Origin of the sequence: Rhodococcus baikonurensis, assembly GCF_040489275.1 — a bacterium.
GTDB lineage: Bacteria > Actinomycetota > Actinomycetes > Mycobacteriales > Mycobacteriaceae > Rhodococcus_F > Rhodococcus_F baikonurensis.
Genome location: NZ_JBEUOQ010000007.1, coordinates 120,984 through 146,667 on the forward strand (window position 1 = coordinate 120,984; position 25,684 = coordinate 146,667).

The 25,684-nt window shown below is 62.7% G+C and carries 26 protein-coding genes; 12 read left to right on the forward strand and 14 right to left on the reverse strand.

Annotation, left to right across the window (positions count from 1 at the left end; genetic code table 11):
• The first annotated feature begins 14 nt into the window (after window positions 1-14).
• Window positions 15-827 (forward strand): mycofactocin-coupled SDR family oxidoreductase, encoded by an 813-nt coding sequence (locus tag ABWI03_RS17810; RefSeq protein WP_298773214.1) that lies wholly within the window; start codon window positions 15-17, stop codon window positions 825-827.
• A 66-nt stretch (window positions 828-893) separates the two neighbouring features.
• Window positions 894-1,823, forward strand: a complete 930-nt coding sequence (locus ABWI03_RS17815; RefSeq protein WP_235169598.1) for an NADP-dependent oxidoreductase — start codon at window positions 894-896, stop codon at window positions 1,821-1,823.
• On the opposite strand, the gene ABWI03_RS17820 is transcribed toward ABWI03_RS17815, so the two are convergent.
• Window positions 1,813-2,259 (reverse strand): PaaI family thioesterase, encoded by a 447-nt coding sequence (locus tag ABWI03_RS17820; RefSeq protein WP_253252834.1) that lies wholly within the window; start codon window positions 2,257-2,259, stop codon window positions 1,813-1,815. The two genes, ABWI03_RS17815 and ABWI03_RS17820, sit on opposite strands and share 11 nt — an antisense overlap.
• 55 nt (window positions 2,260-2,314) lie before the next feature.
• Between ABWI03_RS17820 and ABWI03_RS17825 the strand changes: the two genes are divergently transcribed.
• On the forward strand, window positions 2,315-2,908 hold the full coding sequence (locus ABWI03_RS17825; RefSeq protein WP_298773218.1) for a TetR/AcrR family transcriptional regulator: 594 nt from the start codon (window positions 2,315-2,317) through the stop codon (window positions 2,906-2,908).
• 19 nt (window positions 2,909-2,927) lie between these two features.
• On the opposite strand, the gene ABWI03_RS17830 is transcribed toward ABWI03_RS17825, so the two are convergent.
• Window positions 2,928-3,824: an EamA family transporter gene (locus tag ABWI03_RS17830; protein ID WP_298773220.1), complete on the reverse strand. Its 897-nt coding sequence runs from the start codon at window positions 3,822-3,824 to the stop codon at window positions 2,928-2,930.
• An 84-nt stretch (window positions 3,825-3,908) separates the two neighbouring features.
• Between ABWI03_RS17830 and ABWI03_RS17835 the strand changes: the two genes are divergently transcribed.
• The gene (locus ABWI03_RS17835; protein ID WP_235169600.1) at window positions 3,909-4,799 is read left to right on the forward strand and encodes a LysR family transcriptional regulator; all 891 of its coding nucleotides are present in this window, start codon (window positions 3,909-3,911) and stop codon (window positions 4,797-4,799) included.
• Between the two features lies 1 nt (window position 4,800).
• Here the strand turns inward: ABWI03_RS17835 and ABWI03_RS17840 are convergent, their stop codons facing one another.
• Genes ABWI03_RS17840 through ABWI03_RS17850 form a run of 3 tightly spaced genes read right to left on the reverse strand, consistent with a single transcriptional unit; the run spans window position 4,801 to window position 6,090 of the window.
• Window positions 4,801-5,157 carry a PLD nuclease N-terminal domain-containing protein gene (locus ABWI03_RS17840; RefSeq protein ID WP_003941757.1) on the reverse strand — a complete coding sequence of 119 codons (357 nt, stop codon included), beginning with the start codon at window positions 5,155-5,157 and terminating at the stop codon, window positions 4,801-4,803.
• Between the two features lie 57 nt (window positions 5,158-5,214).
• Window positions 5,215-5,838 (reverse strand): TetR/AcrR family transcriptional regulator, encoded by a 624-nt coding sequence (locus tag ABWI03_RS17845; RefSeq protein ID WP_298773223.1) that lies wholly within the window; start codon window positions 5,836-5,838, stop codon window positions 5,215-5,217.
• A 57-nt stretch (window positions 5,839-5,895) separates the two neighbouring features.
• The gene (locus tag ABWI03_RS17850) at window positions 5,896-6,090 is read right to left on the reverse strand and encodes a DUF1918 domain-containing protein (RefSeq protein WP_298773225.1); all 195 of its coding nucleotides are present in this window, start codon (window positions 6,088-6,090) and stop codon (window positions 5,896-5,898) included.
• A 180-nt stretch (window positions 6,091-6,270) separates the two neighbouring features.
• On the opposite strand from ABWI03_RS17850, the gene ABWI03_RS17855 reads away from it, so the two are divergent.
• Genes ABWI03_RS17855 through ABWI03_RS17870 form a run of 4 tightly spaced genes read left to right on the forward strand, consistent with a single transcriptional unit; the run spans window position 6,271 to window position 9,463 of the window.
• Window positions 6,271-8,283 carry an MFS transporter gene (locus tag ABWI03_RS17855; RefSeq protein ID WP_298773228.1) on the forward strand — a complete coding sequence of 671 codons (2,013 nt, stop codon included), beginning with the start codon at window positions 6,271-6,273 and terminating at the stop codon, window positions 8,281-8,283.
• Between the two features lie 11 nt (window positions 8,284-8,294).
• Entirely contained in the window at window positions 8,295-8,885 is a 591-nt protein-coding gene (locus tag ABWI03_RS17860; protein ID WP_298773230.1) for a TetR/AcrR family transcriptional regulator, read from the forward strand.
• On the forward strand, window positions 8,882-9,013 hold the full coding sequence (locus ABWI03_RS17865) for a hypothetical protein (RefSeq protein WP_260395768.1): 132 nt from the start codon (window positions 8,882-8,884) through the stop codon (window positions 9,011-9,013). Before ABWI03_RS17860 ends, ABWI03_RS17865 begins: the two co-directional genes overlap by 4 nt.
• Window positions 9,014-9,061: 48 nt before the next feature.
• Entirely contained in the window at window positions 9,062-9,463 is a 402-nt protein-coding gene (locus tag ABWI03_RS17870; protein ID WP_166810489.1) for a VOC family protein, read from the forward strand.
• Here the strand turns inward: ABWI03_RS17870 and ABWI03_RS17875 are convergent.
• Genes ABWI03_RS17875 through ABWI03_RS17890 form a run of 4 tightly spaced genes read right to left on the reverse strand, consistent with a single transcriptional unit; the run spans window position 9,447 to window position 12,282 of the window.
• Window positions 9,447-9,851, reverse strand: coding sequence for an arsenate reductase ArsC (locus ABWI03_RS17875; RefSeq protein WP_298773233.1), 405 nt, complete (start codon window positions 9,849-9,851; stop codon window positions 9,447-9,449). The two genes, ABWI03_RS17870 and ABWI03_RS17875, sit on opposite strands and share 17 nt — an antisense overlap.
• The gene (gene arsB, locus ABWI03_RS17880) at window positions 9,848-10,948 is read right to left on the reverse strand and encodes an ACR3 family arsenite efflux transporter (protein WP_298773234.1); all 1,101 of its coding nucleotides are present in this window, start codon (window positions 10,946-10,948) and stop codon (window positions 9,848-9,850) included. Before arsB ends, ABWI03_RS17875 begins: the two co-directional genes overlap by 4 nt.
• Window positions 10,945-11,331 carry an ArsR/SmtB family transcription factor gene (locus tag ABWI03_RS17885; RefSeq protein ID WP_166810492.1) on the reverse strand — a complete coding sequence of 129 codons (387 nt, stop codon included), beginning with the start codon at window positions 11,329-11,331 and terminating at the stop codon, window positions 10,945-10,947. The genes arsB and ABWI03_RS17885 overlap by 4 nt, the downstream gene beginning before the upstream one ends.
• 24 nt (window positions 11,332-11,355) lie before the next feature.
• On the reverse strand, window positions 11,356-12,282 hold the full coding sequence (locus tag ABWI03_RS17890; protein ID WP_298773237.1) for a helix-turn-helix domain-containing GNAT family N-acetyltransferase: 927 nt from the start codon (window positions 12,280-12,282) through the stop codon (window positions 11,356-11,358).
• A 94-nt stretch (window positions 12,283-12,376) separates the two neighbouring features.
• Between ABWI03_RS17890 and ABWI03_RS17895 the strand changes: the two genes are divergently transcribed.
• Together ABWI03_RS17895 and treZ are read left to right on the forward strand one after the other, a co-directional pair.
• Window positions 12,377-13,738 (forward strand): NAD(P)-binding domain-containing protein, encoded by a 1,362-nt coding sequence (locus ABWI03_RS17895; protein WP_298773239.1) that lies wholly within the window; start codon window positions 12,377-12,379, stop codon window positions 13,736-13,738.
• Between the two features lie 70 nt (window positions 13,739-13,808).
• Window positions 13,809-15,530 carry a malto-oligosyltrehalose trehalohydrolase gene (gene treZ, locus ABWI03_RS17900; RefSeq protein WP_298773241.1) on the forward strand — a complete coding sequence of 574 codons (1,722 nt, stop codon included), beginning with the start codon at window positions 13,809-13,811 and terminating at the stop codon, window positions 15,528-15,530.
• A gap of 41 nt (window positions 15,531-15,571) precedes the next feature.
• On the opposite strand, the gene ABWI03_RS17905 is transcribed toward treZ, so the two are convergent.
• The gene (locus ABWI03_RS17905; RefSeq protein WP_095969903.1) at window positions 15,572-17,116 is read right to left on the reverse strand and encodes an MFS transporter; all 1,545 of its coding nucleotides are present in this window, start codon (window positions 17,114-17,116) and stop codon (window positions 15,572-15,574) included.
• Window positions 17,117-17,245: 129 nt separating this feature from the next.
• On the opposite strand from ABWI03_RS17905, the gene ABWI03_RS17910 reads away from it, so the two are divergent.
• Window positions 17,246-17,767: a TetR/AcrR family transcriptional regulator gene (locus ABWI03_RS17910; RefSeq protein WP_095969902.1), complete on the forward strand. Its 522-nt coding sequence runs from the start codon at window positions 17,246-17,248 to the stop codon at window positions 17,765-17,767.
• Between the two features lie 13 nt (window positions 17,768-17,780).
• Here the strand turns inward: ABWI03_RS17910 and ilvA are convergent, their stop codons facing one another.
• The 3 genes from ilvA to ABWI03_RS17925 all read right to left on the reverse strand — a co-directional run bounded on the left by ilvA (window position 17,781) and on the right by ABWI03_RS17925 (window position 21,540).
• The gene (gene ilvA / locus ABWI03_RS17915; protein WP_298773245.1) at window positions 17,781-19,136 is read right to left on the reverse strand and encodes a threonine ammonia-lyase IlvA; all 1,356 of its coding nucleotides are present in this window, start codon (window positions 19,134-19,136) and stop codon (window positions 17,781-17,783) included.
• A gap of 78 nt (window positions 19,137-19,214) precedes the next feature.
• The gene (locus ABWI03_RS17920) at window positions 19,215-20,990 is read right to left on the reverse strand and encodes a pyruvate dehydrogenase (RefSeq protein ID WP_298773248.1); all 1,776 of its coding nucleotides are present in this window, start codon (window positions 20,988-20,990) and stop codon (window positions 19,215-19,217) included.
• A gap of 115 nt (window positions 20,991-21,105) precedes the next feature.
• Window positions 21,106-21,540, reverse strand: a complete 435-nt coding sequence (locus tag ABWI03_RS17925) for a nitroreductase family deazaflavin-dependent oxidoreductase (protein WP_065456581.1) — start codon at window positions 21,538-21,540, stop codon at window positions 21,106-21,108.
• Between the two features lie 218 nt (window positions 21,541-21,758).
• Between ABWI03_RS17925 and ABWI03_RS17930 the strand changes: the two genes are divergently transcribed.
• Window positions 21,759-21,992 carry a hypothetical protein gene (locus ABWI03_RS17930; RefSeq protein ID WP_298773251.1) on the forward strand — a complete coding sequence of 78 codons (234 nt, stop codon included), beginning with the start codon at window positions 21,759-21,761 and terminating at the stop codon, window positions 21,990-21,992.
• A gap of 95 nt (window positions 21,993-22,087) precedes the next feature.
• Here the strand turns inward: ABWI03_RS17930 and dnaE are convergent, their stop codons facing one another.
• Complete coding sequence (dnaE, locus tag ABWI03_RS17935; RefSeq protein ID WP_298773253.1) at window positions 22,088-25,624, reverse strand: DNA polymerase III subunit alpha; 3,537 nt, start codon at window positions 25,622-25,624, stop codon at window positions 22,088-22,090.
• Between the last annotated feature and the right edge of the window lie 60 nt (window positions 25,625-25,684).

A 25,684-nucleotide genomic window follows, 5' to 3' on the forward strand; every position in this document is an offset into this window, starting at 1 on the left:
TCGGAGGTTTGAGCATGACTGCCAATCGATACACCGGAAAAGTTGCCTTCATCACCGGAGCAGCCCGCGGTCAGGGGCGGGCGGAAGCTGTCCGGCTGGCAGATGAGGGCGCAGACATCATCGCCGTCGACGCGTGTGTTCAATTCGAATCCACGTCTTACGCCGGCGCCACCGAAGACGACCTGGCCGAGACAGTCGAACTGGTCAAGGCTCTGGACCGTCGAATTGTCGCTACCAAGACCGACGTCCGCGACTTCTCTGCGCTGTCCGCGGCACTCGATGCCGGCATCGACGAACTGGGACGCCTCGACGTCGTCGTCGCGAACGCCGGAATCTGTTCTGCCAACATGTCCTGGGAAATCACGCCCGAGCAGTGGCAGGAAACGCTCGACGTCAACCTGACCGGAGTCTTCCACACCGCCAAGGCAGCGATCCCGCACCTGATCAAGCAAGGCACCGGTGGCTCGATCATCTTCACCAGCTCCGTCGCCGGCCTGCGTGGGCTCCCCTTCCTCGGCCACTACGTCGCGAGCAAACACGGCATCACCGGTCTGGCCAAGACGATGGCCTCGGAATTGGGGCAGTACAACATTCGGGTCAACACCATCCACCCGCACGGCGTGGAAACCGGAATGCAGATGACGGACATGCGGCCGCTCATCGACGCCAACGCTCACACCCTCGGTCCGATCTTCATGCAGACCTTGCCAGACCCGGTCAGCCAGCCGGAGGACATCGCCGCAGCCGTCGCGTTCCTCGGTTCCGACGAGGCCCATCACATCACCGGCATCGCGATGCCGCTCGATCTGGGCACCTTGATTCGCTGATCGAATCTTCTCGAGTTTTTCCCGTCCTCGGGGAATATCGCTTCCCCGAGGACGGTTGCGCGAGACATGACCAAAACTGTTGTAGCGCAGACGTACGGCACGCCCGAGGTCCTGGAGCTGGTGGACATCGATTTACCGGCGCCGAAATCAGGTGAAGTCCTGGTCGACGTGAAGGCGATCGGGGTGAATCCCTTCGACTTCAAGCTCTACAGCGGTGCTTTCGGCACCGATCCCGAGAAACTTCCGATCCGCCTCGGCGGCGAGGCGGCGGGCGTCGTCTCTGCCGTCGGTGACGCTGTCGCGGACGTGGCAGTCGGCGACGAGGTGATCGTCAGCCCGGGCAACGGTCTCTATTCCGAACAGGTTGTCGTTCCGGCCTCCTCGGTGACCGCGAAGCCCGCCGGCATCGGCTGGGAGCAGGCGGCCGGACTCCTTCTCGTCGGCGGAACTGCAGTCGACGCCCTCGACACGATTAGAGTCGGCTCCGGCGATACCGTTCTCATCCACGGCGCGTCCGGCGGCGTCGGCGCGATTGCCGTCCAGCTGGCAGTAGCTCGCGGGGCCACCGTGATCGGCACTGCGGGAGCCTCCAATCAGGAGTACGTGCGTTCACTCGGCGCTACCCCGGTGGTCTACGGCAACGGCCTCGAAGCCCGCGTTCGTGAACTAGCACCGAACGGTGTCGACGCCGCTTTCGACACCGCCGGAACTGACGAAGCCGTCGATACATCTCTGGCGTTGGTCACCGACAAGAGCCGTATCGTCACCATCGTCGCGTTCGGACGCGCCCAGACCGACGGCTTCGCGTCTGTCGGCGGAGGCAATCCGGCAAGTGCCGAAGCACGTTTGAAGGCACGATCCGAACTGGTCGAACAAGCCGGTTCCGGACATCTCACCGTGAAGATCGCCAAGACCTTTCCACTGACGGACGTCGCGCTCGCTCACACCGAGTTGCAGAGTTCTCATCCCGCCGGGAAGTTCATCCTCATTCCCTGACTTTGCCTGGGGTTCCCTGAGATTGAGCGGCGAGTGGAACCAACAGAGTGGTGCCGAACGCGACGAGCACGGATTCGCCTTCGCGTTCGGCATGTACCTCGGCAGTGACGAACACCTGCTTACGCCCGGCCTTGACCGAGCGTGCCGTGGCGACGAATGCGGTTCCGACTCCGGGGCTCACGAAGTTGACCGCACAGTGGGATGCCGCCACTACGCCCACCTGTGTGAAGGCGGCAAACCCACATGCGGTGTCCACGAGTCCCGCCACGAGCGCAGCGTGCAGGTGTCCGGAGTACTGGCCGAGATCTTCACGCCATTCGAGCCGCAGGCGCACGCGACCCGGTTCTGCTTCCGTGACCTCGAAGCCCGCCCACCGATTGAAGGCCGCCGACGCGTTGACCGCGCGCAATTGTTCGAGTATCTCCGCATTCTCCATGTAGACCAGTCTACATAGATTGTGATGGTTCGCTGGGGTGTTTAAGCTCCAACGCGTGGCGACTCCCCCGAAACACCGCGAGGCACTTGTACGAGCTGCGGCCGATCTGTTTCGCCGCCAGGGATATGCGGCAACAGGCCTCAACGAGATCCTCAAGTCGAGCGGGGCGCCGAAAGGTTCGCTCTACCACTACTTTCCCGGCGGCAAGGAGCAGATCGGCGAAGAGGTCGTCCGCGTCGGCGGGCAGTTGGTCACCGACACTCTGACCGAACTCGCCGAGAGCCAATCAGACGCCGGAGCACTGCTGCGCGAGTATGCGCGGTTGCTCACCGGATGGGTCAGCGATTCGGACTTCCACGAAGGCTCGCCGATCACGACGGTGTTGTTGGAACTTGCCCCCGATTCGGAGAGCGTGACAGCCGCCGGACAGGCGGTCTACCGACAGTGGACTTCGCTACTGCGCGACTCACTGGTCGAGTCCGGCGTCGCACGTACGCGAGCGGAACGACTTGCCGTCCTTGCAGTGTCCGCGCTCGAGGGTTCACTGGTGCGGGCTCGCGTCGAACGATCAGGTCAGCCGATTCTCGATTCACTCGGCGAGGTCGCCGACGTGTTCGACGGAGCAATCGCTGCGGCAGCCGTGCACTGAGCGAACGGCACTCTCGGTCTCATGAAGGCGCCGAAAGGTACGTTCGCTCGGAATCGGAGGGTGGCGCGGCCGGCCCCTGAGCACGATCTCTCGCGCCACCTCGGGCCGCGCCGATACCGGCGACGACGACGCACGCGATACCTGCCACGGCCAGAAGGCTCGGGACCTGGTGCAACACAATCAAACCGATGAGCTGAGCGAACGCGGGTTCGAGACTCATCAGCGTGCCGAACGCTGCCGTCGACAGCCGCCGCAGCGAGACCATCTCCAAGACGAAGGGCACGACGGGCAGCAGAATCGCGAGCCCGAGGCCCACGAGGATCAGGTGCGGGGTCAGCCGCCCGATGGCCGAATGCCCCACGGCAATTGTTGCGGCCAAACCAGCTACGGCCATCGACACCGCCAGCCCGTTGATACCGGCAACCTCGTCGCCGACACGCTGGGTGAGCAGTATGTACATCGCCCAGCAGAGCGCTGCGCCGAGCGCGTACCCCACTCCCACCAGATCGACCGTCCCCGCCCACGGTTCGGTCAGAAGGACTACGCCGACACCGGCCAGAACCGGCCACAGAACACGGCCGTGCCCGCGCAGCAGAGCAACTGTCAGCGGACCCAAGAATTCCAAGGCGCTAGCCGTGCCCAGCGGAAGACGATCCACGGCCGCCATGAACAAGAGCGTCATCCCGGCGGTCACCACACCCAGGACCACGCAGGCCAGAAACGCCTTGCGGGTGAACGCGGACGGCCGGGGCCTGACGATGATCAAAAGAATGATGCCCGCCCAGGCAAGGCGCACCCACGCCGCTCCGTCCGCGCCGAGCTGATCGATCAGACTCACCGAGACGGCGAGGCCGAGCTGTACGCACAACATCGCCAGAACAGCCAGACCGACGCCGGCTCGCGCTCTCGTATCCATAATTTGCATTGAACGGGACACCCACCGTTCGCGTCCACGCGATTTCGACCCACATTATGTTCACAATTAGTGAATGATCGACGAATGGAAACCCGTCGACTTCACCTTCTTCTCGAACTCTCGCGTTTGGGTTCGATGCGCGCCGTCGCCGAAGCGCACAACCTCACGACGTCGACGGTGTCCCAACAGCTCGCTGCTTTGACCGCCGAAACCGGAACAGCGTTGATCGAGCCGGACGGCCGACGAGTTCGCCTCACCCCCGCCGGGCAACGACTCGCGGATCATGCGGTCACTATCCTGGCGGCGCTCGACGCCGCTCGACTGGACCTCGATCCGGACGCCGAACCGGTGGGAACGCTGCGAGTCGGCGGATTCGCAACTGCCATCAGAACCGCGATGCTCCCCGTCGCCCGAAGCCTGCAACACAGTCATCCGCTGGTGGACGTGGTGATCTGCGAATACGAACCAGTCGAGGCGTTCACACTCCTCGAACGCGACGACCTCGACCTCGCACTGACGTACGACTACAACCTCGCCCCCGCGTCTCCGAGTCCACTACTCGAAGCAGTTCCGCTCTGGTCGACGCCGTGGGGACTGTGCGTTCCCGACAACGCCCGAACGCCCGACGAGGGAACGAATTCCAGGATCGATCTCCGAGCCTTCGCAGACACCCCATGGATCGTGAACTCACGAAACACTGCCGACGAGCGCGCCGTGCGAACCCTCGCGTCGCTGGCTGGATTCACCCCACGGATCACTCACCAGATCGACAGTCTCGACTTGGTCGAACTCTTGGTCCTCAGCGGCTACGGCGTCGGACTGATGCCGCTCGAACGTAAAACTCGCGAAGGCGTGCGGGTCGAACCACTCATCGATCCGCCCGTCATCCTCACGGCCTACGCGGTAACCCGTCGTGGCCGAACGTCCTGGCCGCCACTTCGACTCGTGCTGGACCAGCTCATGACGTATCGATAACTCACATTCGATCAGCGTCTCCGTCGCGGCGCTGCTGCTTGGCGATTCGGCGCTGCTCCTCCGCCCGCTCACGGCACTGACGAAGGAAGGCTTCGTCCGCCGCCGGATCCTGCGCGACTGCGCGTCCCGGACGCTCGTATTCGCCGTAGCCGGTTGGGCCGACGTACCCACGAGGTGCATTCTGCCCGCGACCCACCACGAGCCAGAGCACCGAACCGAGAGTGGGAAGGAAGATGATGATCAGAATCCAGACGACCTTGGGCAGGTACTGGATATAGGCGTCGTCTCTCGTGATGGCGTCGACGATGCAAAAGATCCAGAGCAGCATCGTGATGAGGCCGAACAAGGCATAGGGCACGCTGGCGATTCCTCCCGAGAATAAAAAACCCTCGCCATGCTAACCAAAACAGACCAATTAGTACATTAGATTCTGTCGAATGTTGAACTCCAGCCACGAGCGGTATGCGTCGAGATCCCAAGCACTGACTCGACGCAGTTGTTGATGAAGCTGCGGCGAGACGAAGGCGGCAAGTATTCCCGCGGCCTTCTCGAGCGAGATCTCCGGCCTCAGTAAACCGTGTTCCGACAGACCCTCCGCTATCGACATCGCATTGGCTGCCGATTGCTCGGCCGACTCCTCGGACAGACGTCGCATGTCGGAATCGGCACCTGAAGATTCCACGGTGACCATCATGAGAGCACCGGCACGCTCGAGCATGCCGATGCCCTGTGCGACGATCTGCGAGACGATCCGCCGAACGTCATCGGGGTCCGAGGCCGAACTCGGCGCACCGAGAGGAAAAGGCTCGGCGTCCAGCGCTGCAGCAAGTGCCGCTTCGAAGATCTCGAGCTTTCCGCCGGGGAACGCCGTGAACACGGTCCGATTGGCCACACCGGCGGCGTCGGCAATCTGTTTGACGGTGGCGCTGACATACCCGTCGCGCACGAACAGAGTCGTCGCCGCATCACGAATGAGTTCCTTTGTTCGTTGCGCGGAAGCCTCACGCACACGGGAGTGATACTGGCGTTTACCCTCCATTGCGCACACTTTAGCCGCATTCGATGCAACAACCGTGCAGGGAAAGAAGCGTGCAGATCAGGAGCCTTTTCCAGGGTGGTCGATCCAACCGTCACTGCCGGGAAACACGAGTGCCTCGTGTCCGTTGTCGTACCTGACCAGATAGGGCGGTCGCCCATCCTCACCGTGAACTTCGAGGACCTCGGCCGTCACCTCGGACTGACCGACCACTCGCCCCTGAACATGAAGGCGGTCACCTACTTCGGCACGCATCACTCCTCCTCGCTGCCCGCCAAGCGCAGGCACAGAACACCACTGTCGTTGTTCCCGCGATACCGGCGGGGAAACCAGTGACATCACCGAAGTCGTGACCGAAGACACAATCCACCGATGTGACAATCAGGGGTGAACAGTGATTCACTCAGGGGTGAACTACCGTTCACCCCACGCCTCGTGAAGGACCGTCTCTTGGCATTGCACTCGTCTCCGACCCCTCGCCGTTCGAGTCGGCTCATCACCGCAATCCTCTGTCTGTCCGGCACCGTGGTCGCACTGCAACAAACCATGGTCATTCCGTTGCTGCCCGAGTTTCCGAAGATCCTCGGCGTCAGCGCGGACGACGCTTCATGGCTGGTCACCGTCACCCTGCTGACCAGTGCCGTCGCCACCCCGATCGTCACTCGCCTGGCGGACATGTTCGGAAAACGACGCATGATGCTGATCTCGATGACCACGATCGTGGTCGGATCACTGATCGCAGCGATCGGCGGCAACTTCGTTTCCCTCCTCATCGGGCGCGGACTTCAAGGCTTCGCCATCTCGATGATTCCGGTCGGAATCAGCATCATGCGCGACGAACTCCCCAAGGAGAAGGTGGCGTCGGCAACCGCATTGATGAGCGCCACTCTCGGAGTCGGTGCCGCACTCGGACTCCCGCTGTCAGGGTTGATCTTCGAACACCTCGGCTGGCCCGCCATCTTCTGGCTCTCGGCGATCGTGGGCGTCCTACTGATCGTCGCAGTGGCCGTCGTTGTCCCGGAATCAAGTGTTCGCACCCGCGGCAAGTTCGACTTCCTCGGCGCAGCCATGCTCTCGGTTTCACTCGCCGCACTCCTCCTCGCCATTTCCAAGGGCGCCCGCTGGGGATGGACCAGTGAACCGACATTGCTGATGTTCGTCATCGGGGTCGTGACGCTCGCACTGTGGTTCCCCTACGAACTACGCGTCACCCAGCCGATGGTCGACTTGCGCACGTCAGCCAAGCGGCCAGTACTGCTGACCAACGTCGCGTCGATCCTCGTCGGCTTCTCGATGTACGCGAACAACCTTTCGACGACACAACAACTTCAGATGCCGAAAATCTCCGGCTACGGCTTCGAACTGGGCGTGATGGCGGCTGGGCTCTGCATGATTCCGGCAGGACTCGCGATGGTCTTCTTCGCTCCCGTGTCCGCGAACATCACCAAACGATTCGGCGCGAAAACCACCCTGATCGTCGGCGGCACGGTGCTCGCGCTCGCCTACATCGCGCGCGTGTTCCTGACCGGATCGATCGCACTGATCATCATCAGCGCAGCGGTGGTCAGCATCGGAACTGCAATCGCGTACTCCGCGATGCCGATGCTGATCATGCGCTCGGTCCCGATCACGGAAACCGCGTCGGCAAACGGCCTCAACTCGCTCCTTCGCTCGGTCGGTACCTCGATCTCCAGCGCGGTGGTCGCCGCCATGCTCACCTCGATGGTTATTCCGTCCGGACCCGGCGAGGGCCTTCCGTCGATCGACGCCTTCAAGAACATCTTCTGGCTCGCCGCCCTGGCCGCGGTTGCCGCTGCCGGTGCTGCTGCCTTCATTCCTCGCCGCGGCGCAAAACCGGAAACGGCACTTCGCCCGGTCACACCGGAAGGTTTCGAGCTTCCCGACGCCGCCGTGAGCGATACGGAAATAGTGGTTGCCGGTCGCGTCGTCCGAGCGGACAGTCGCCCCATCAGGCAGGCCGTGGTCACCGTGATGGACATGGACGGGCGTCCGATCGACTGGAGCCGCGCCGACAACGAGGGCAATTTCTCCCTCGCTCTTCCGCAGCCCGGACGGTACTTGGTGGTGACGAGCGCCGACGGCTGGTCCCCGATCTCACAGGTGGTCGGTTTCGACAACGCGCAATCGACGCACACCGTCGAACTCGGTGAGCGCCTTACCATCTCCGGCAAGGTCGGTGTGGGTGGGCAGACAACTTCGGGAACTGTCGTCACACTCACCAAACCGACCGGCGAGTTCGTCGCATCCACCGTCACCGACGGAGCCGGACACTACGGAATCGCTCTCCCCACATCCGGTCGATACATCCTCACCGCGTTGACCGCGAGCGGACACGGCACACTCGCGAGGCAGATCGCGGTCATCGCGCAGTCCACCGTCGTCGACTTCGACGTTCCCCTCGATGCAGAGCCGCTGACAACCGTATGAGCAGGCCTGCCATGAGCACCGCTGAAGAGAGCATCCTCACGGCCGCGACATCCTTGTTCGCGGAACGCGGGTATGCCTCGACGAAGATCAAAGATGTTGCGGCAGCCGCCGGATACTCCCCCGCGCTGGTCATGAAGATCTACGGCAGCAAAGCTCGGTTGTATTCGGCGGCGATCCCGTCCGCACCTCCGATGGACGAGGAGCCGAACGGCGACTCCTCAGGTGGCTTCGGCTACTGGCTGGTCGAGAGACTCGTTGCCCGTAGGGAAGCCGACGAAACCGATCCGTGGGCAATGCTCGCCGTACATGTTCACGAAGCCCCGGATCCCGGCGCAGCCAGGGCTGAGATCAAGGAACGATACGTTCACCGGATCGCGCGACGCATCGGCGACACCTCGCCGGATTTGGTTCGTAGCCAGCTGGTCGTCTCACTCGTGCTCGGGCTTGCCACAGGTATGCGAACGCTGGACCTTCTCGGCGAGGATTCGTTGTCGTCGAAGGATTTGATCAAGCAGTACGGGAGACTCGTACAAACGATCGTCGACGAGATCGAACCCGTATCCGAGCAGGAACCGGACATCAATGGCACGGTGGAGGGATGACTACCTACCGATACCTCGACGCCGATCGGAACCTCCTCGAAGAGAAAGATTTCGAAACCGAGCAGGACGCACAGGAATACCGGCTCTCGGTCCTCGGTGCCGAACACATCGAGCCTGCCGACGGATAACGCCTCCGCGAAGGAAGCCGAACCAAGGAATTCTGTAGCGTCGAGCCCATGCCTGTAGCTCGCTTGGGATCGATCACCCTCGATTGCAATGATCCACAACGCCTTGCCGAATTCTGGCGAAATATGCTGGGCGGCAAAATCACGCACAGTACTGAGAAGTTTGCGACCGTCAGCGCAGGCGGCGGCCAGATCACCGCAATCCGCATCGACGAACATCGCCCGAGCACGTGGCCGACGGGTGCAATACCGAAGCAGATTCATCTGGATCTAGTGGTCGATGATCTGGACATCGCACAGGAGCAAGCTGTCAGCCTCGGCGCCCAACTCGGTAGACGGCAGAACGCGCCGGAGCGTTGCCGGGTGCTGCTCGATCCCGCTGGTCATCCGTTCTGTTTGTGTCTGGCGGGTCCGAATCTGTCGCCGTGGTCAATGCCTAGCGAAGCTGGTTGAGTTCGGCGATCAGGGCTCGAACGCGACGCTCGATTTCGTCGCGGATCGGGCGAACCGCGTCGAGGCCCTGTCCGGCCGGATCGTCGAGAACCCAGTCTCGGTAGCTCTTACCGGGAAAGATCGGGCACGTGTCGCCGCAGCCCATGGTGACGACGACATCCGAGTCCTGGACTGCGTCGGCTGTGAGGATCTTCGGAGACTGAGCTGAGATGTCGATACCGCGCTCTGCCATCGCCTCGACCGCTGCCGAATTGACGGCCTCGGCGGGTGCGGATCCGGCGGAACGGACCTCGATAGCATCACCCGCGAGATGGCTCAGAAACCCGGCTGCCATCTGCGATCGGCCGGCGTTGTGGACGCACACGAACAACACGGATGGTGTACTCATGACCTCGCGCTTTCTCGACCAGGTGAAACCTCTTCGACGGCAAAGCGTTTGCGTAGAGCAAGGGAGACGTACACCAGACCGACGAGCACCGGCACCTCGATCAGCGGGCCGACGACACCGGCAAGCGCCTGTCCCGAAGTGGCGCCATAGGTGGCGATGGCAACGGCGATCGCAAGTTCGAAGTTGTTGCCCGCGGCGGTGAACGCGAGGGTCGTGGTGCGTTCGTAACCCAATCCGATTGCGGCGCCGAGGATGTAGCCTCCGCCCCACATGAGTGCGAAGTACGCGAGCAACGGCAGCGCGATCCGGACGACGTCCCATGGTCGCGAGGTGATCTGTTCACCCTGCAAGGCGAAGAGGACGACAATCGTGAACAGAAGGCCGTAAAGGGCCCACGGACTGATCGCCGGGATGAACCTGTTGTCGTACCAGTCACGCCCCCTTGCCCTTTCGCCGAAGTAGCGGGACAGGAAACCGGCAACCAGCGGGATTCCGAGGAAGATCAGAACAGATTTGGCGATCTGCCAGGGTGACGTGTCGATCGTGGTTTGTTCGAGGCCGAGCCAACCGGGTAGGACGGACAGGTAGAACCAGCCGAGAACGGCAAACATGAAAACTTGGAATACCGAGTTGATCGCGACCAGAACAGCCGCGGCTTCACGGTCACCACAGGCCAGGTCGTTCCAGATGATGACCATCGCGATGCAGCGAGCGAGGCCGACGATGATCAGTCCGGTGCGGTATTCGGGGAGATCCGGCAGCATCAGCCAGGCAAGGGCGAACATCAATGCGGGCCCGAGAACCCAATTCAGGACCAGCGAGCCCGCGAGTAGTTTCTTGTCGCCGGTGACCGTGTCGAGTCGGTCGTAGCGAACTTTCGCCAACACCGGGTACATCATGATCAGCAGGCCGAGTGCGATCGGCAACGAGATCCCGTCGATCTGCACCTTCTCGATGACCGTGTTGACGCCGGGTATCCACCGCCCCAGCAGGAGTCCTGCAACCATGGCGACGCCGATCCACACCGGTAGACAGCGGTCGAGGGTGGAGAGTTTGCCGACCACTGCAGGGTGGTCGACGCCGGCAGCCTTGCTCATGCCGTGACCTCAGCGCAAGAGCCTGCAGCACTCACGCTCGTACCTTCAACCAGGAGTACCGCGGAAAGCTGCTGCAGCGCAGCCGGAATCACCCAGTAGTACACCCAGGTCCCGCGTCGTTCACAGTCGAGTAGCCCGGCCTGGCGCAACACCTTGAGGTGATGCGAGATAGTCGGTTGGGACAGGTCGAACGAGTCGGAGATGTCGCAGACGCAGGCTTCACCACCCTCGTGACTCGCCACCAAACTGAGCAGACGGAGGCGGACCGGGTCACCGAGCGCTTTGAACATCCGAGACAGATCGCCGGCCCAATCCTCGGTCAACGGTTCACGCACGAGTGGGGTGCAGCACGCTTCGGACTCCGGGGCGCCTTGATTCGACATTCTTCGATATTGACAGATTTCGAATCAAGGCGCAATCAAGTGATTTGCGATTACGGACCACGGCCCGTCAAACGGGGCGGCCACCGCACGTCGTTCGAGGAGAACAGTGTCACGCCAGACACCGTCGAGTTGGGCAATCTTTTCCCGGAGACCGATAGTTCTGAATCCAGCCGAATGATGCAGTGAGATGGAGGCACGATTCTCCGGAAAGATCGACGTCTGCAAAGTCCAGAAACCATCAGCGTCGGCGGCCATGACTTGCTTGCGCAACAGCGCTTTTCCGACGCCCCGACCACGCATGCCGTCCGCGACATACACGGAATTCTCCGCAACCCCGCGATAGCAGTCACGCTCGGAGACTGAACTCAGCGCCGCCCAGCCGACTACAGTGCCCTCGATAGTCGCCACCCATCGATGATGCAGCAGCCACCGATCTTGGAGGTACTCGCGCACGGGGACCTCCGTGGCGAAGGTGGCATTTCGAGTATCGATACCCTCGCCGCAAATCCGAAGAACCGAATCCCAGTCGTCGTCGGCCATCGCCCGGACAGCGACGTCGTCAGGCAGATCACTCGGGCAGCATGGACGCGGTCCGAGCACCCCCATCACCACATCCGCCGCCTGCGGCAGCGCAACACAGCACGTCGGATTCACCGCGACGACCGTGCTGGTCCCTTCCCTACGCAGGTTCACGAAACCCACGTCGGCGAGCTTGCGCAGGTGGTGCGACACCGTCGGCTGCCCGATCCCCAATGCCTCGGCGAGCGCTCCGACGGTAATACCACCGACCGCGCTCGCCACCCGGTGAAGCAATCGGACCCGCATCGGCTCCGCCAGGCAGGCGAACCACTGTGCGTAGGTATCGGCGTCGCCCTGCGCGAGGACGGAAGTACCCACCTGTTCCGGGCCCGAATCTCCGACGCGCACCGTTGGCGACTGCAGCGATGTCATCGCTTCACTATATCGACAGCCGTCGATGGTTGCCTACATTGATGATTGTCGATACAGTCCGAATAGATCGATAATCGTCGATGAAAGGTACGACATGAACCCCCTACCCGTGGTCGTGATCGGAGCAGGCCCGATCGGCCTGGCAGCCGCAGCCGAATTGCGCGAACGTGGACTCACCTCGCTCGTCTTCGAGCGCGGAGGCGCAGCCGGTACCGCGATCTCCGAGTGGAATCACGTTCGACTGTTCTCACGTTGGTCCGAACTCGTCTCCCCAGCCGCACGCCGACTCCTCGACCAGAATGGATGGGACTCCCCCGACGGTGAGACGTACCCGACCGGCCGGCAATGGCGCGAGCACTATCTCGAACCACTCGCCGCTGCACTCGGCGACCTGGTCCAGTTCGACACCGAAGTGAGCGGCATAGCGCGGCGCGGGCGTGACCTGGTCGTCGACGCCGGTCGCGACACCGAACCCCTCTCGATTCACCTCCGCCGCCATGACGGAACCGAGGATCGCGTCTTGGCCCAGGCCGTCGTCGACGCATCCGGTACCTGGGGTACTCCCAACCCGCTCGGCGGTGAAGGTCTGCCAGCACTGGGCGAAGTCTCTGCTGGGTCCGCGATCAGCTACCGAGTTCCTGATCTCGACGATCCGACGGTGCGCGCGCAGTTCACCGGCACGCACACTGTCGTCGCCGGAAGCGGCCACTCTGCGCTGACCGCGATCGTTGCGCTGTCGGGGCTTGCAGAGAAAGATCCGAGCACCCGTATCACCTGGGCAGTCCGCCGAGGAAACGTCGGCTCGGCATTCGGCGGCGGCGACGCTGATCAACTCCCCGCTCGCGGCGCCCTGGGGTTGCGCGCGAAGAAGGCCGTCGATGCGGGATTTCTTCGGGTGGTCACCGGCTTCCGTACAGCCGCTGTGTCAACAATCCCGTCGGGGCGACTCAGACTTACCTCCGACGCCGGTGAGCACATCCAGGACGTGGACAACGTCGTCACACTGACCGGATTCCGCCCCGATCTGTCCTGGCTTTCGGAAATACGACTCGCCCTCGACCCGGTCTTACAGGCGCCGGTCGAGCTTGCTCCGCTGATCGACCCGAACGTCCATTCGTGCGGCACCGTGTATCCGCACGGTGCGAAGGAGCTTCGCCATCCGGAGCAGGGCGTGTACTCGGCAGGAATGAAAAGCTACGGCCGGGCACCCACCTTCCTGGCGATGACCGGCTACGAGCAGGTTCGCAGCATCGCAGCCGAACTCGCCGGCGATCACGAAGCCGCGGCCCGCGTCGAGTTGATCCTTCCGGAGACCGGGGTCTGCGGCGGCGCAGGCGTTTTCGACGAACCTGACACAGCAGAAACCGGCACAGGAAAAGCCGAGGGCGGATGCTGCGGCGCACCCACTCCGGAACTGATCACGCTGTCCGCACCGTCCGGCAACACCTGCGGATAGAAACCGTCCATGACGACCGATCCCGCCCCGCCAGGCTGCCGCATCCGACCGAACAAGGCATGCTGATCGTGTGCATACTTTCGAGGTCTGGGCGCCCACGCCGGAATCGGTCCGGGTCGACGTCAACGGAGTCACTCACGACATGGAACGCACCGACGACGGGTGGTGGCGAGCCGAGGTCGACTGCGACAGCCAGGCCCGTTACGGGTTTGTCGTCGACGGCGAAACGCTGCCGGACCCGCGATCACCGCGACAGCCCGAGGGCGTGCACCTTCGCTCCCAACTGCACCGGTTGGACGAGTCGTCCTGGACCGACTCTCACTGGACCGGAAGGCAACTTCCGGGATCGTCCGTCTACGAACTGCACATCGGAACGTTCACCCCCGAAGGAACTTTCGACGCCGCGATCGAGCGCCTCGATCACCTGGTAGACCTCGGCATCGGGTTCGTGGAGCTCATGCCGGTCAACGGCTTCAACGGAACTCACAACTGGGGCTACGACGGTGTGCTCTGGTACACCGTCCACGAGGTCTACGGCGGTCCGGACGGATTGCAACGTCTGGTGAACGCTGCCCACGAACGCGGACTCGGCGTGATCCTGGACGTGGTCTACAACCATCTGGGCCCGTCGGGCAACTATCTCGAACGGTTCGGTCCCTACATCGCGGACGGGGCGAACACCTGGGGCCGAACCATCAACATCGGCGGCCCGCAGTCGGGCGAGGTTCGCGAGTACATCATCGGCAACGCCTTGCGATGGATGCGCGACTTCCACATCGACGGCCTACGCCTCGACGCAGTCCATGCCCTGGTCGATCACACCGGGACGCACATCCTCGAGGAACTCGCCGTCCGAACGGAAACACTGTCGACCCATCTGGGTCGACCGCTCACGTTGATCGCCGAAAGTGATCTCAACGACGCCACTCTCGTCACGCCACGCGCGGCAGGCGGGTTCGGCCTGGACGCGCAGTGGGACGACGACATCCACCACACCATTCACGCGGCCGTCTCGGGTGAACGCCAGGGCTACTACGCCGACTTCGGTTCGTTGGAGTCACTTGCGAATACGTTGCGGCGCGGTTTCTTCCATGCCGGAACCTATTCGTCGTTTCGTGAGCGGGTTCACGGTCGGCCGATCGACATCACGCATCAGCCGGCCAGTGCTCTGCTCGCGTACACGTGCACCCACGATCAGATCGGCAACCGCGCGATCGGCGACCGCCCGAGCGCCTATCTGACGCCAGGCCAATTGGCGATCAAGGCGGCGCTGGTCCTGCTCTCGCCGTACACGCCGATGCTGTTCATGGGCGAAGAATGGGGAGCCACCACCCCGTTCCAGTTCTTCACCTCGCACCCGGAACCGGAACTCGGCGAAGCCACCGCCGCAGGCCGCAAGGCGGAGTTCGCGGCACACGGCTGGAACAGCGACGACATTCCGGATCCGCAAGATCCACAGACATTTCTGCGATCGAAACTCGACTGGGACGAGCGAGCCGACGAGACGCATGCTCGTGTCCTGGCGTGCTATCGCGATTTACTTGCCCTGCGCAAGAAGCGAATCGAGATCACCGATCCTTGGCTTGGGCACTTGCACGTCGACTACGACGAGGACGGCCAGTGGATCACCCTGCGCCGCGGCGCATTACAGATCGTGTGCAATCTGGGAACGGACGCGGCCTCGGTCCCGGCCGGCGGAACCCCCATTTTATGGTGGGATCCGCCGACACAGGACGAGACCGCGTCCGCAACCGTCGTGCCTGGGCACTCGTTCGTCGTACTCGAACGCTGACTACCTGGATTCCGTCAGAGTCAGCGCTACTTCTACACGGGTCAACGCTTCGCGTTCTCTGGGGTACTCCGCAGCATCCGCAACACCAATGCGGCACTGACGAAGAGAACCAAAGCGGTAGCGCCGGCAGCAACGTGCATACCGTCGACGAAGGCCGACTTCGCGGAATCGGCAAGCACCGAACCGAGTTCACCGGGCAGGTACGTCGCTTCCTGCAGCGCACCACCCAAAGTGCCCTGCGCGGCGTGCGCCTGATCTGCCTCGAGCATCGACGTGTCGATTCCCTTGCGGAAGATCGCCATCACCACGCTGCCCAGGATCGCCACGCCGAGCGCGATACCGAGTTCGTACGCCGTCTCCGACACCGCGGACGCAGCACCGGCACGCTCGGGTTCCACCGAACTGACCACAAGATCCGACGTCAGTGTCAGTGCGACACCGACACCTGCACCGGCCAGACCGAAGCCGATCACGAACATCAGCGGGCCGCTGTCGACGCCGAGGGCGAGCAGCATCGCAGCACCGATACCGGCAACCGCGAGGCCTGCGCTGAGCACGTGAGACACCGACCACCGGCGGATCAACCATGCCGCCGCAACCGCAGTGAACGCGCTGAGCAACATGCCCGGAAGCATCAACAAGCCGGCGTTGAACGCCGAGTTACCGAGTACCAACTGCAGGTACTGCGAACCGAAGAACAGCACGCCCGCCAGCGCGAAGATCGAGAGCAGGTTGGTGATGACCGCGGTGGAGAACGACGCGTTGGCGAACAGTTTCAGATCCAACATCGGATCCTTCAGCATCCGCTGACGACGCACGAACACGTAACCCGCCGCGAGACCAACCAGGCCGATGACCAGCAGCGTGCCACTGACGCCGTGCACCACGGATTCCTTGACCGCGTACACGAGCGGCAACATGGTCGCCATCGACAGACCTGCACTGATGAGGTCGAATCGACCCGGATTGGGGTCCTTCGACTCCGGGATCAGAATCGGGCCGAGTACCACCAGCGCGATCATGACCGGGATGTTGATCAAGAAGACCGAGCCCCACCAGAAGTGCTCGAGCAACCAACCACCGACCAACGGGCCGGCTGCGGTACCGCCACCTGCCATCGCGCCCCAGACGCCGATGGCTTCGGTGCGCTGACGCGGGTTGACGAAGATCGTGCGGATCAGACCGAGGGTGGCCGGCATCAGCGTTGCACCGGAGATGCCCTGCAGCACACGGGCGGCGATGAGCATTTCCGGACTGACTGCGAGGGCCGCGATGATCGAGGCCAGACCGAAGCCCACGGCGCCGATCAGGAGCAGTTTTCTCCTGCCGATCCGGTCACCGAGCGTACCCATCGTGATGAGCAGACCGGCGAGCACGAACGAATAGACGTCGATGATCCACAGCAACTGCGTGCTGCTCGGTTCGAGGTCCGCGCTGATGAACGGAAGCGCAAGATCGAGCACCGTGCCGTCGACTGCGATGAGCAACACAGCAAAGGCAAGGACTATCAAGCCCGCCCAGTCACGCTTTGTCGCCCGAACCTCGTCGGGATTGATTGCAGACGTGTGATCTGCCGACACTGACATTGCTCCCCTGCGACTTTCTCTGATGTTCTTTCGAAAAGATTTCACTGAACCGTCCAGCCGGTACAGTAGGTCTACGGTAACAGTGAACCGTCCGAGCGGTAAAGTTATTTCCGGGTAGGGTCACATCACATGGCTGCCGACACTCGCGATCGAATTCTCGACGCACTGGAGAAGCTGCTGCTGGTCAGCGGCGTCGCCCAAGTCACGCTCGAAGGCGTTGCCGCCGAGGCGGGGGTTTCCAAGGGCGGGCTGCTCTATCACTTCCCCAGCAAGGAAGCACTCCTCGCGGCGATGGTCCGCAGACTCGGCGAACGCTCGGATCAACAACTCGAGGACGCCGTTGCCGGCGGTACGACGGTCACCGAGTTCTATCTACAGATTCCCGATGCCAACGAAAGCGAAGAACTCTCCCTCTTCCGCTCCATCATTGCCGCGCTCCGAACAGTCGACGGACAACACGACGAAATCCAGAAGGCTGTCACACATGTGATGCGGAGCTGGGACAAGGGTCTCCAGACCGAAATCGCCGATCCCGTACTGGCCGAGATCATCCGCCTCGTCGGCGACGGCCTGTACCTGGCGGCCATGCTCGGGCTCCCCCAGCCCGACCCCGAGCTGCATCGACAGGTTGTCGAGCGGCTCAGGCCCTGACCGGGGGCGTCCCTTACGTCAGATAGCGGTACGCCGGGCTTCCCGGCTCGAGCCTCTCGGACTGCATCGGCGCGCGCTCCATCCGCTCGAGCAACGACGCCAACCCGTCGGCGGAACCGAGTTCGATACCCACCAACGCGGCGCCCGTCTCACGATTGTTTCGCTTGACGTACTCGAACAGGGCGATGTCGTCGTCCGGCCCGAGCACGTCCGAGAGGAAGCGACGGAGCGCTCCCGGTTCCTGCGGAAAGTCCACCAGGAAGTAGTGCTTGAGCCCGAGGTGAACGAGCGAGCGCTCGAGGATTTCGCCGTAACGGGAGACGTCGTTGTTGCCACCGGAAATCAGACACACGACGGTCGATCCCGGCTCGAACGTCAGATTCTGAAGTGCCGCAACGGAAAGCGCCCCCGCCGGTTCGGCGATGATGCCCTCGCTCTGATAGAGCTCGAGCATCGCCGTGCAGATAGCGCCCTCGTCGATCTGATTGACGACGAACGATCCCGAACCGGAGCGCGTCTGAAGTTGACGAGCCACGAGCGGCAACGACGCGTGCGACACGACGGCAGCACCCAGACGTGAGACGACCTCGTAGGGAACGTCGCCGATGCGCTTGACGGCGGCGCCATCCACGAACGGATCGACGTCGGGAAGAGTTACCGGGCCGCCGGCAACGAGAGCGGCTGTCATGGATGCCGCGCCGGACGGTTCAATTCCGACGATCGACGTCTTGGGCGACCGCTCGTGCAAGTAGGTTGCTATCCCCGCGATGCAACCGCCGCCGCCGACCGGCACGACGATCGTGTCGAGAGGTGCGTCCAGTTGCATGAGGATCTCGGCCGCGATGGTTCCTTGCCCCGCAGCGGTGCGCACGTCGTCGAACGGGGGGACCATGGTTGCGCCGGTTTCGGCTACGTCCTCTGCGGCCGCAGCAGCGGCGGCGTCATAGGTCTCGCCGATCATGAACAGTTCGACAAACGCTCCGCCGTGGGCGCGGATGCGATCACGCTTCTGCTTGGGGGTATTGGCCGGAACATAGATCCGACCCTTGATCTGCATGGTTCGGCACGCGAAGGCAACACCCTGAGCATGGTTTCCGGCGCTGGCGGTCACCACGCCTGCCGCACGCTCGGCCTCGTTGAGCTGAGCGATCAGGTTGTACGCGCCGCGAATCTTGTACGAACGGACGCCTTGGAGGTCCTCGCGCTTGAGGTACACGTGCGCGCCGGTCAACGCCGAAAGGCGGTCGCTGTACTGCAAGGGGGTAGCCGCAATGACGTGCTGAATTCGCTCGATGGCCGCGTCGATCTCCTGCGCGTCGAGCGCGGGGAGGGCGGACTTGGTTACTACGACATCGGGCGAGTTAGACACTCCGCCATTTTCGCACGTCGGGGATCAACCTTCCCACCGCCCCGCCCCGCATCGTCGGCAGGGCAGGGCGGGAGTAGGTCAGCCGCGAGGATCCAACTGCGAGGGGCGCGGCACGTTCCGCAGATTCGACTTGGCCATCTGTACTGCCTCGCCGACGCCGCCGTTCATCACCATCTTCGACATCGCCAGGGCGAAGCCCTTCATCTGACCACCGGTGATGGTGGGCGGCAACGACAATGCCAGCGGATCGGTCACCAGATCGACCAAGGCCGGACCGTCGTGATCGAGCGCGGCGCGTAGGCCCGCTTCGATGTCCGCGGGATTCTCGATTCGGCGCGAGAAGATACCGAGCGCAGCAGCAACCGCCGCGTAGTCGACAGCGGGCACGTCGACCCCGAAATCCGGAAGGCCGTCGACCAGCATCTCGAGCTTGACCATTCCGAGTGTCGAGTTGTTGAACACCACGATCTTGACCGGCAACTTGTACATCGCGACGGTGACCAACTCACCGAGCAGCATCGACAATCCGCCGTCGCCGGACACCGAGATGACCTGACGTCCCGGACTCGACCATGCCGCACCCATCGCGTGTGGGAGCGCGTTGGACATGGATCCGTGCAATGCCGAGGAGATGAAGCGCCGCGATCCGTTCGGATTGAGGTAGCGCGCCGTCCACACATTGCACATTCCGGTGTCGGCAGTGAAGATCGCGTCGTCCGCAGCCAGATCGTCGAGAATCGAGGCCGCATACTCGGGATGGATGGGCGTGCGCTGCTTGACCGGATCCGTGTATGCACCAACCACTTTGGTCATCAGAGTGTTGTGCTTGGCGAGGGTGTCCTCGAGGAACCCGCGGTCGGTCTTGCGATCGAGCTGCGGAATCAGTGCACTCAATGTGCTCGCGACGTCGCCGTGCACAGCCAGGTCCAGGCTGGTTCGACGCCCCAACCGCTCGGCCGCGATGTCGATCTGAGCAGTGCGAACATCATCGGGCAGGAATTGATCGTAGGGGAAGTCCGTGCCGATCAGGAGCAGGAGATCGGCGCCGTGGATACCGTCGTGCGCCGCACCGTAACCGAGCAATCCGGTCATCCCGACGTCGTACGGGTTGTCGTACTGGATCCATTCCTTGCCACGCAGCGAATGCCCGATGGGAGCACCGACGGTTTCGGCCAGCGCCAACACCTCTTCCCGTGCGTCTCGCACACCCGCGCCGGCAAAGATCGCAACCTTGCGCGAGCCGTTGATCACGTCTGCCAACGCCTTCACGTCACCGGCGTCCGGAACGACTGTCGGCCTACGAGTTTCAACGAGCGTCGGCGGGTTTCCTTCGGCCGGACAATCGGCGATGTCCCCGGGAAGCACGATCACCGAGACGCCGTTTCGAGCTACCGAATGCTGAATCGCCGACTGCACCACGCGAGGTGATTGGACTGCCGTGCTGACGAGTTCGGTGTAACTCGAACATTCGATGAAAATCCGCTCGGGATGCGTTTCCTGGAAGTAGCCCATTCCGATCTGGGCGCTGGGGATGTGTGAGGCGATCGCGAGGACCGGGGCTCCCGAACGATGAGCGTCGTACAGGCCGTTGATCAGGTGAAGGTTTCCGGGACCGCAGGATCCTGCACACACTGCGAGTTTCCCGGTGATCTGGGCATCCGCTGCGGCGGCAAACGCGGCTGCTTCCTCGTGACGGACGTGTATCCAGTCGATTCCACCCTTTTCGGAACCACCGGTGCGACGTACCGCGTCGACGATGGGATTGAGACTGTCACCGACAATGCCGTAGATCCGACTGACACCCGCGTCGACGAGCTGCTGAACCAATTGATCTGCAACGGTTTTCGGACTCATCAGACCTCCATGACACACTCACGGGAGTCGGGATCGCCGACCCCCCGCGAGTGACGATTTTACTTGTGATTTATGCAGTGATTCTTGTGAAATGGTTTCTTGTGGAATGCCGGCGCTACTTGGGTTCGAGCACGAACACCGGAATCTCACGATCGGTCTTCGTTTGATAGTCGGCGTAGTCGGGGTACGCAGCGACAGCGCGCTCCCACCAGATCGCCTTCTCGTCGCCGGTGACTTCACGAGCAACCAGGTCGAAGACCTGCGTCGCGTCACGCAGGGTGACGTGCGGATCTGCCTTGACGTTGTAATACCAGACCGGATTCTTCGGAGCACCACCGAGCGAAGCCACAACGGCATACGAGCCGTCGTGCTCGACGCGCATCAGCGGCGTCTTCCTGACCTTGCCGGACTTTGCCCCGATTGTCGTGAGAACGACGACGGGCATGCCGTTCATGTCGTTTCCCTCGGTGCCACCGGAGTTCTCGATGCGTGCGACCTGATCGGCGGCCCACGACGCTGGACTGGGTTCGTACTCACCTGTGATTGGCATGTGTACCAGTGAACACCCCCTCGACTGCCTTGGCCACCGAACCGCGCCGACCAGGTCTGTAGCCGACATCTCCCCCTGGTTGATCGATTAAGTGAGCTGCCGATCATTAAAGTTCGCTTGCCCGAACTCTCATCTCTGGCTACTCTGAAACCACAGCTTCGAACAGCCGTATCGGCCCGGCGTCACCGAGAAGCCGGCAGCACCGAGAAAGGGACGAGATGACCACCGCAGATATCTCCACTCGCGAATCACGCCCCTCGTCCAACCATTGCATCGATCTCGCCGGTACTCGCTGGCCGCTGTACAAAATCGAAGCTCTCGCGGTTGGCTTCGTGCTGTTCGTCATAGCAGGCGCCGTCACCCAGTCGATGCAGGTTGCAGTGCTGACTGCCGCAACAGCCGCTGTGATCACCTGGTGGGCGCGTCGCGTGTACTACTCGCGCACCACCTGATCACTTCACTCCCCGAACTCCAGCGGACCACGAAGGGACCTTGCTGCTGATGCAGCAAGGTCCCTTCGTGTGGTTCAGGCGCGCTCGATCGGTGGTCAGACCGTCAGGCAGCTCGGCCCGAGCAATGCCTTCAGGTCGCCCATCAGCGCCGAGGACGGTTCGACCCGAAGGACGTCGTCGACCTTCCACAGGCTGATCTCGGTTCCGCCGATCAGCCGGACATGGACGTCGGACGTTCCCGGATGTCTGGTCAGCACCTGTTTGAGAGCACTGAGCTTGTCCTGGGTGCACTGCCGAAGCGGCAGCGAGACCGACAGGGGGCGTGCGACGCCGATGGCCGAAATATCAGGCACCGCGAGGTCGTTGCCGATCAGCGACATCCGATCGTCTCGGATCGAGACGCGAGCCTTGACCAACACGATGGCATCCTCGGCGATGTCCATTCCGTACACGGCGTACGCCTGTGGGAAGAACAGCACCTCGATCCCACCCACGAGATCTTCGAGCTGCACGATGCACCAGGTCAGACCGTTCTTGTTGACCCGGCGGTCCACCGAGGCAATGATGCCGCCGAGAGTCACCTGGGCGCCGTCCTGAACGCCGCCTTCGAGTATCGCAGCGATGGACGTGTCGGATTGCTGGCGAAGAATGTGCTCGACACCGTTGAGAGGGTGACCGGAGACGTACAGCCCCAACATCTCTCGTTCGAGTGCCAGGCGATGCTTGGAGTCCCACTCCTCCTCGGGAATCTTGACGTCGAACACCGAGGTGATCGACTCGTCGGCCTCGGCACCACCGAAGAGATCGAACTGTCCGATCGCCTCCGCCTTCTTGGTGCTCATCACGGAATCGATGGCGTCGGCATGAACCAACATCAGGCCCTTGCGCGGATGACCCAACGAGTCGAAAGCACCGGCCTTGATGAGAGATTCGGTGACCTTCTTGTTGCAAGCCATCGCGTCGATCTTGCCGAGGTAATCGGAGAAATCGGTGAACTTCGATTTCTCGGTGCGCGCCTTGATGATCGAGGCGACGACGTTGGCGCCGACGTTGCGCACCGACCCCATACCGAAACGGATGTCGTCGCCGACGGTCGCGAAGTCGACTCGCGATTCGTTGACGTCCGGTGGGAGCACGGTGATGCCCAACTTGCGGCAGTCGGCGAGGTAGATCGCGGACTTGTCCTTGTCGTCACCGACGGAGGTCAGCAGACCCGCCATGTATTCGGCCGGGTAGTTCGCCTTGAGGTACGCAGTCCAGTACGACACGAGGCCGTATCCGGCGGAGTGCGACTTGTTGAACGCGTAGCCGGCGAACGGAAGGACGGTGTCCCACAGCGCCTTGATTGCCGCCTCGCTGAAGTTGTTGTCCAGCATGCCCTGACGGAACCCGGCGTACGCCTTTTCCAGCTCGGACAGCTTCTTCTTACCCATGGCGCGACGCAGCAAGTCGGCCTGGCCCAGGGTGTACCCGGCCACCTTCTGCGCCAGTTGCATGATCTGCTCCTGGTAGATGATCAGGCCGTAGGTCTCGGAGAGGATTTCCGCGAGCGGCTCCTCCAGCTCGGGGTGAATCGGCTTGACGTCTTCCAAGGCGTTCTTACGCTTGGCGTACGAGATGTGGGCGTCCACACCCATCGGTCCCGGGCGATACAGCGCCAATGCGGCCACGATGTCGCCGAATCCGGTGGGCTGCATCAGTTTCAGCAACTCGCGCATACCGCCGCCGTCGAGCTGGAACACACCGAGGGTGTCGCCGCGGGCGAGCAGTTCGTATGTTGCAGCATCGTCCATCGGCAATGTGTCGAGGTCGAGGTCGATGCCGCGGTTGGCTTTGATGTTCTCGAGCGTGTCGCCGATGACCGTGAGGTTTCGCAGACCCAGGAAGTCCATCTTGAGCAGACCGATGGCTTCACACGAGGGGTAGTCCCACCCGGTGATGATGGCGCCGTCCTGGGCACGCTTCCACACCGGGATCGCGTCGGTGAGCGGTTCGGACGACATGATGACTGCGCAGGCATGGACGCCGGCGTTACGGATCAGCCCTTCCAGACCCACCGCGGTCTTGTAGATCTTCGCGACGTCGGGGCTGGAATCGATGAGCGCCCGAACCTCGACGGCCTCCTTGTACCGCTCGTGCTTCGGATCGGTGATACCGGAGACCGAGATGTCCTTGGCCATGATGGGCGGCGGGAGTGCCTTGGTGATCTGATCAGCGATGGCGAAGCCCGGCTTGCCGAACTGGACGCGAGCCGAGTCCTTGATGGCAGCCTTGGTCTTGATGGTGCCGAAGGTGATGACCTGGGCGACCTTGTCGTTGCCCCACTTGTCCGTCGCGTAACGCACCATCTCGCCGCGACGGCGATCATCGAAGTCGATATCGATATCGGGCATGGACACGCGCTCGGGGTTGAGGAATCGCTCGAACAGCAACCCGTACGGGATGGGGTCGATGTTGGTGATACCCATCGCGTAGGCCACCAACGAACCGGCGGCCGATCCTCGGCCGGGCCCGACGCGGATTCCGACGTCCTTGGCGTGGTTGATCAGGTCGCCGACCACGAGGAAGTAGGCCGGGAAGCCCATTTCGTTGATGACGCCGATCTCGTAGTCGGCGCGGGCGAGGTACTCCTGTGGAGGTCCGCTCGGGAAGCGGCGGTCGAGTCCGCGCATCACCTCGGCACGCAGGAAGGTCTGCTGTGTATGACCCTCCGGGACCGGGAAGATCGGCATGCGGTCGTGGAACGCCCAGACGTCCTCGTACGACTGCACACGCTCGCCGATGGCAACGGTGTTGTCGCATGCCCCCGGTACCTCGTTGTCCCAGATGGCGCGCATCTCGGCAGCGGACTTGAGGTAGTAGCCGTCGCCGTCGAACTTGAAGCGAGTGGGATCGGACAGCGTCTTGCCGGTCTGGATGCAGAGCAGCGCCTCGTGGTTCTCGGCTGCGTCCTTGGTGACGTAATGGCAGTCGTTGGTGGCAAGTGGCGGGATACCGAGTTGCTTGCCGATGTCGAGCAGTCCCTCGCGCACACGGCGCTCGATCGAGAGACCGTGATCCATCAGTTCGAGGAAGAAGTTGTCCGGTCCCCAGATCTCCTGCCACTTCGCGGCAGCTTCGAGGGCCTCGCGATCGTGGCCGAGACGAAGACGGGTCTGGATCTCACCGGACGGGCAACCCGTGGTGGCGATGATGCCCTCGGCGTGCGCGGCGATGAGCTCTTCGTCCATACGCGGCCATTTGCCGAGCTGACCTTCGATGGATGCGAGCGAAGACAGCTTGAAGAGGTTGCGGAGCCCGGTCGCGTTCTCGGCCACCATCGTCATGTGGGTGTACGCGCCGCTGCCGGAGACGTCGTCGGACTTCTGGCTGCGATCTCCCCACAGAACTCGCTTGGTGTTGAAGCGGGATTCCGGCGCGATGTAGGCCTCGATGCCGATGATCGGCTTGATGCCGGCACTCTTTGCCTCGTTGTAGAACTGGCTGGCGCCGTACATGTTTCCGTGGTCGGTCATGCCGACGGCGGTCATTTCGAGACGAGCGGCCTCCTCGAACATGGCGCCGACCTTGGCCGCACCGTCGAGCATCGAGTACTCGGTGTGATTGTGAAGATGTACGAACGAGTCAGCCACGTGCGCCTCTCTGAAGGTCTGGGAGCGAGATCGAGTGTATGCCGCGTTGCCGACACGTTC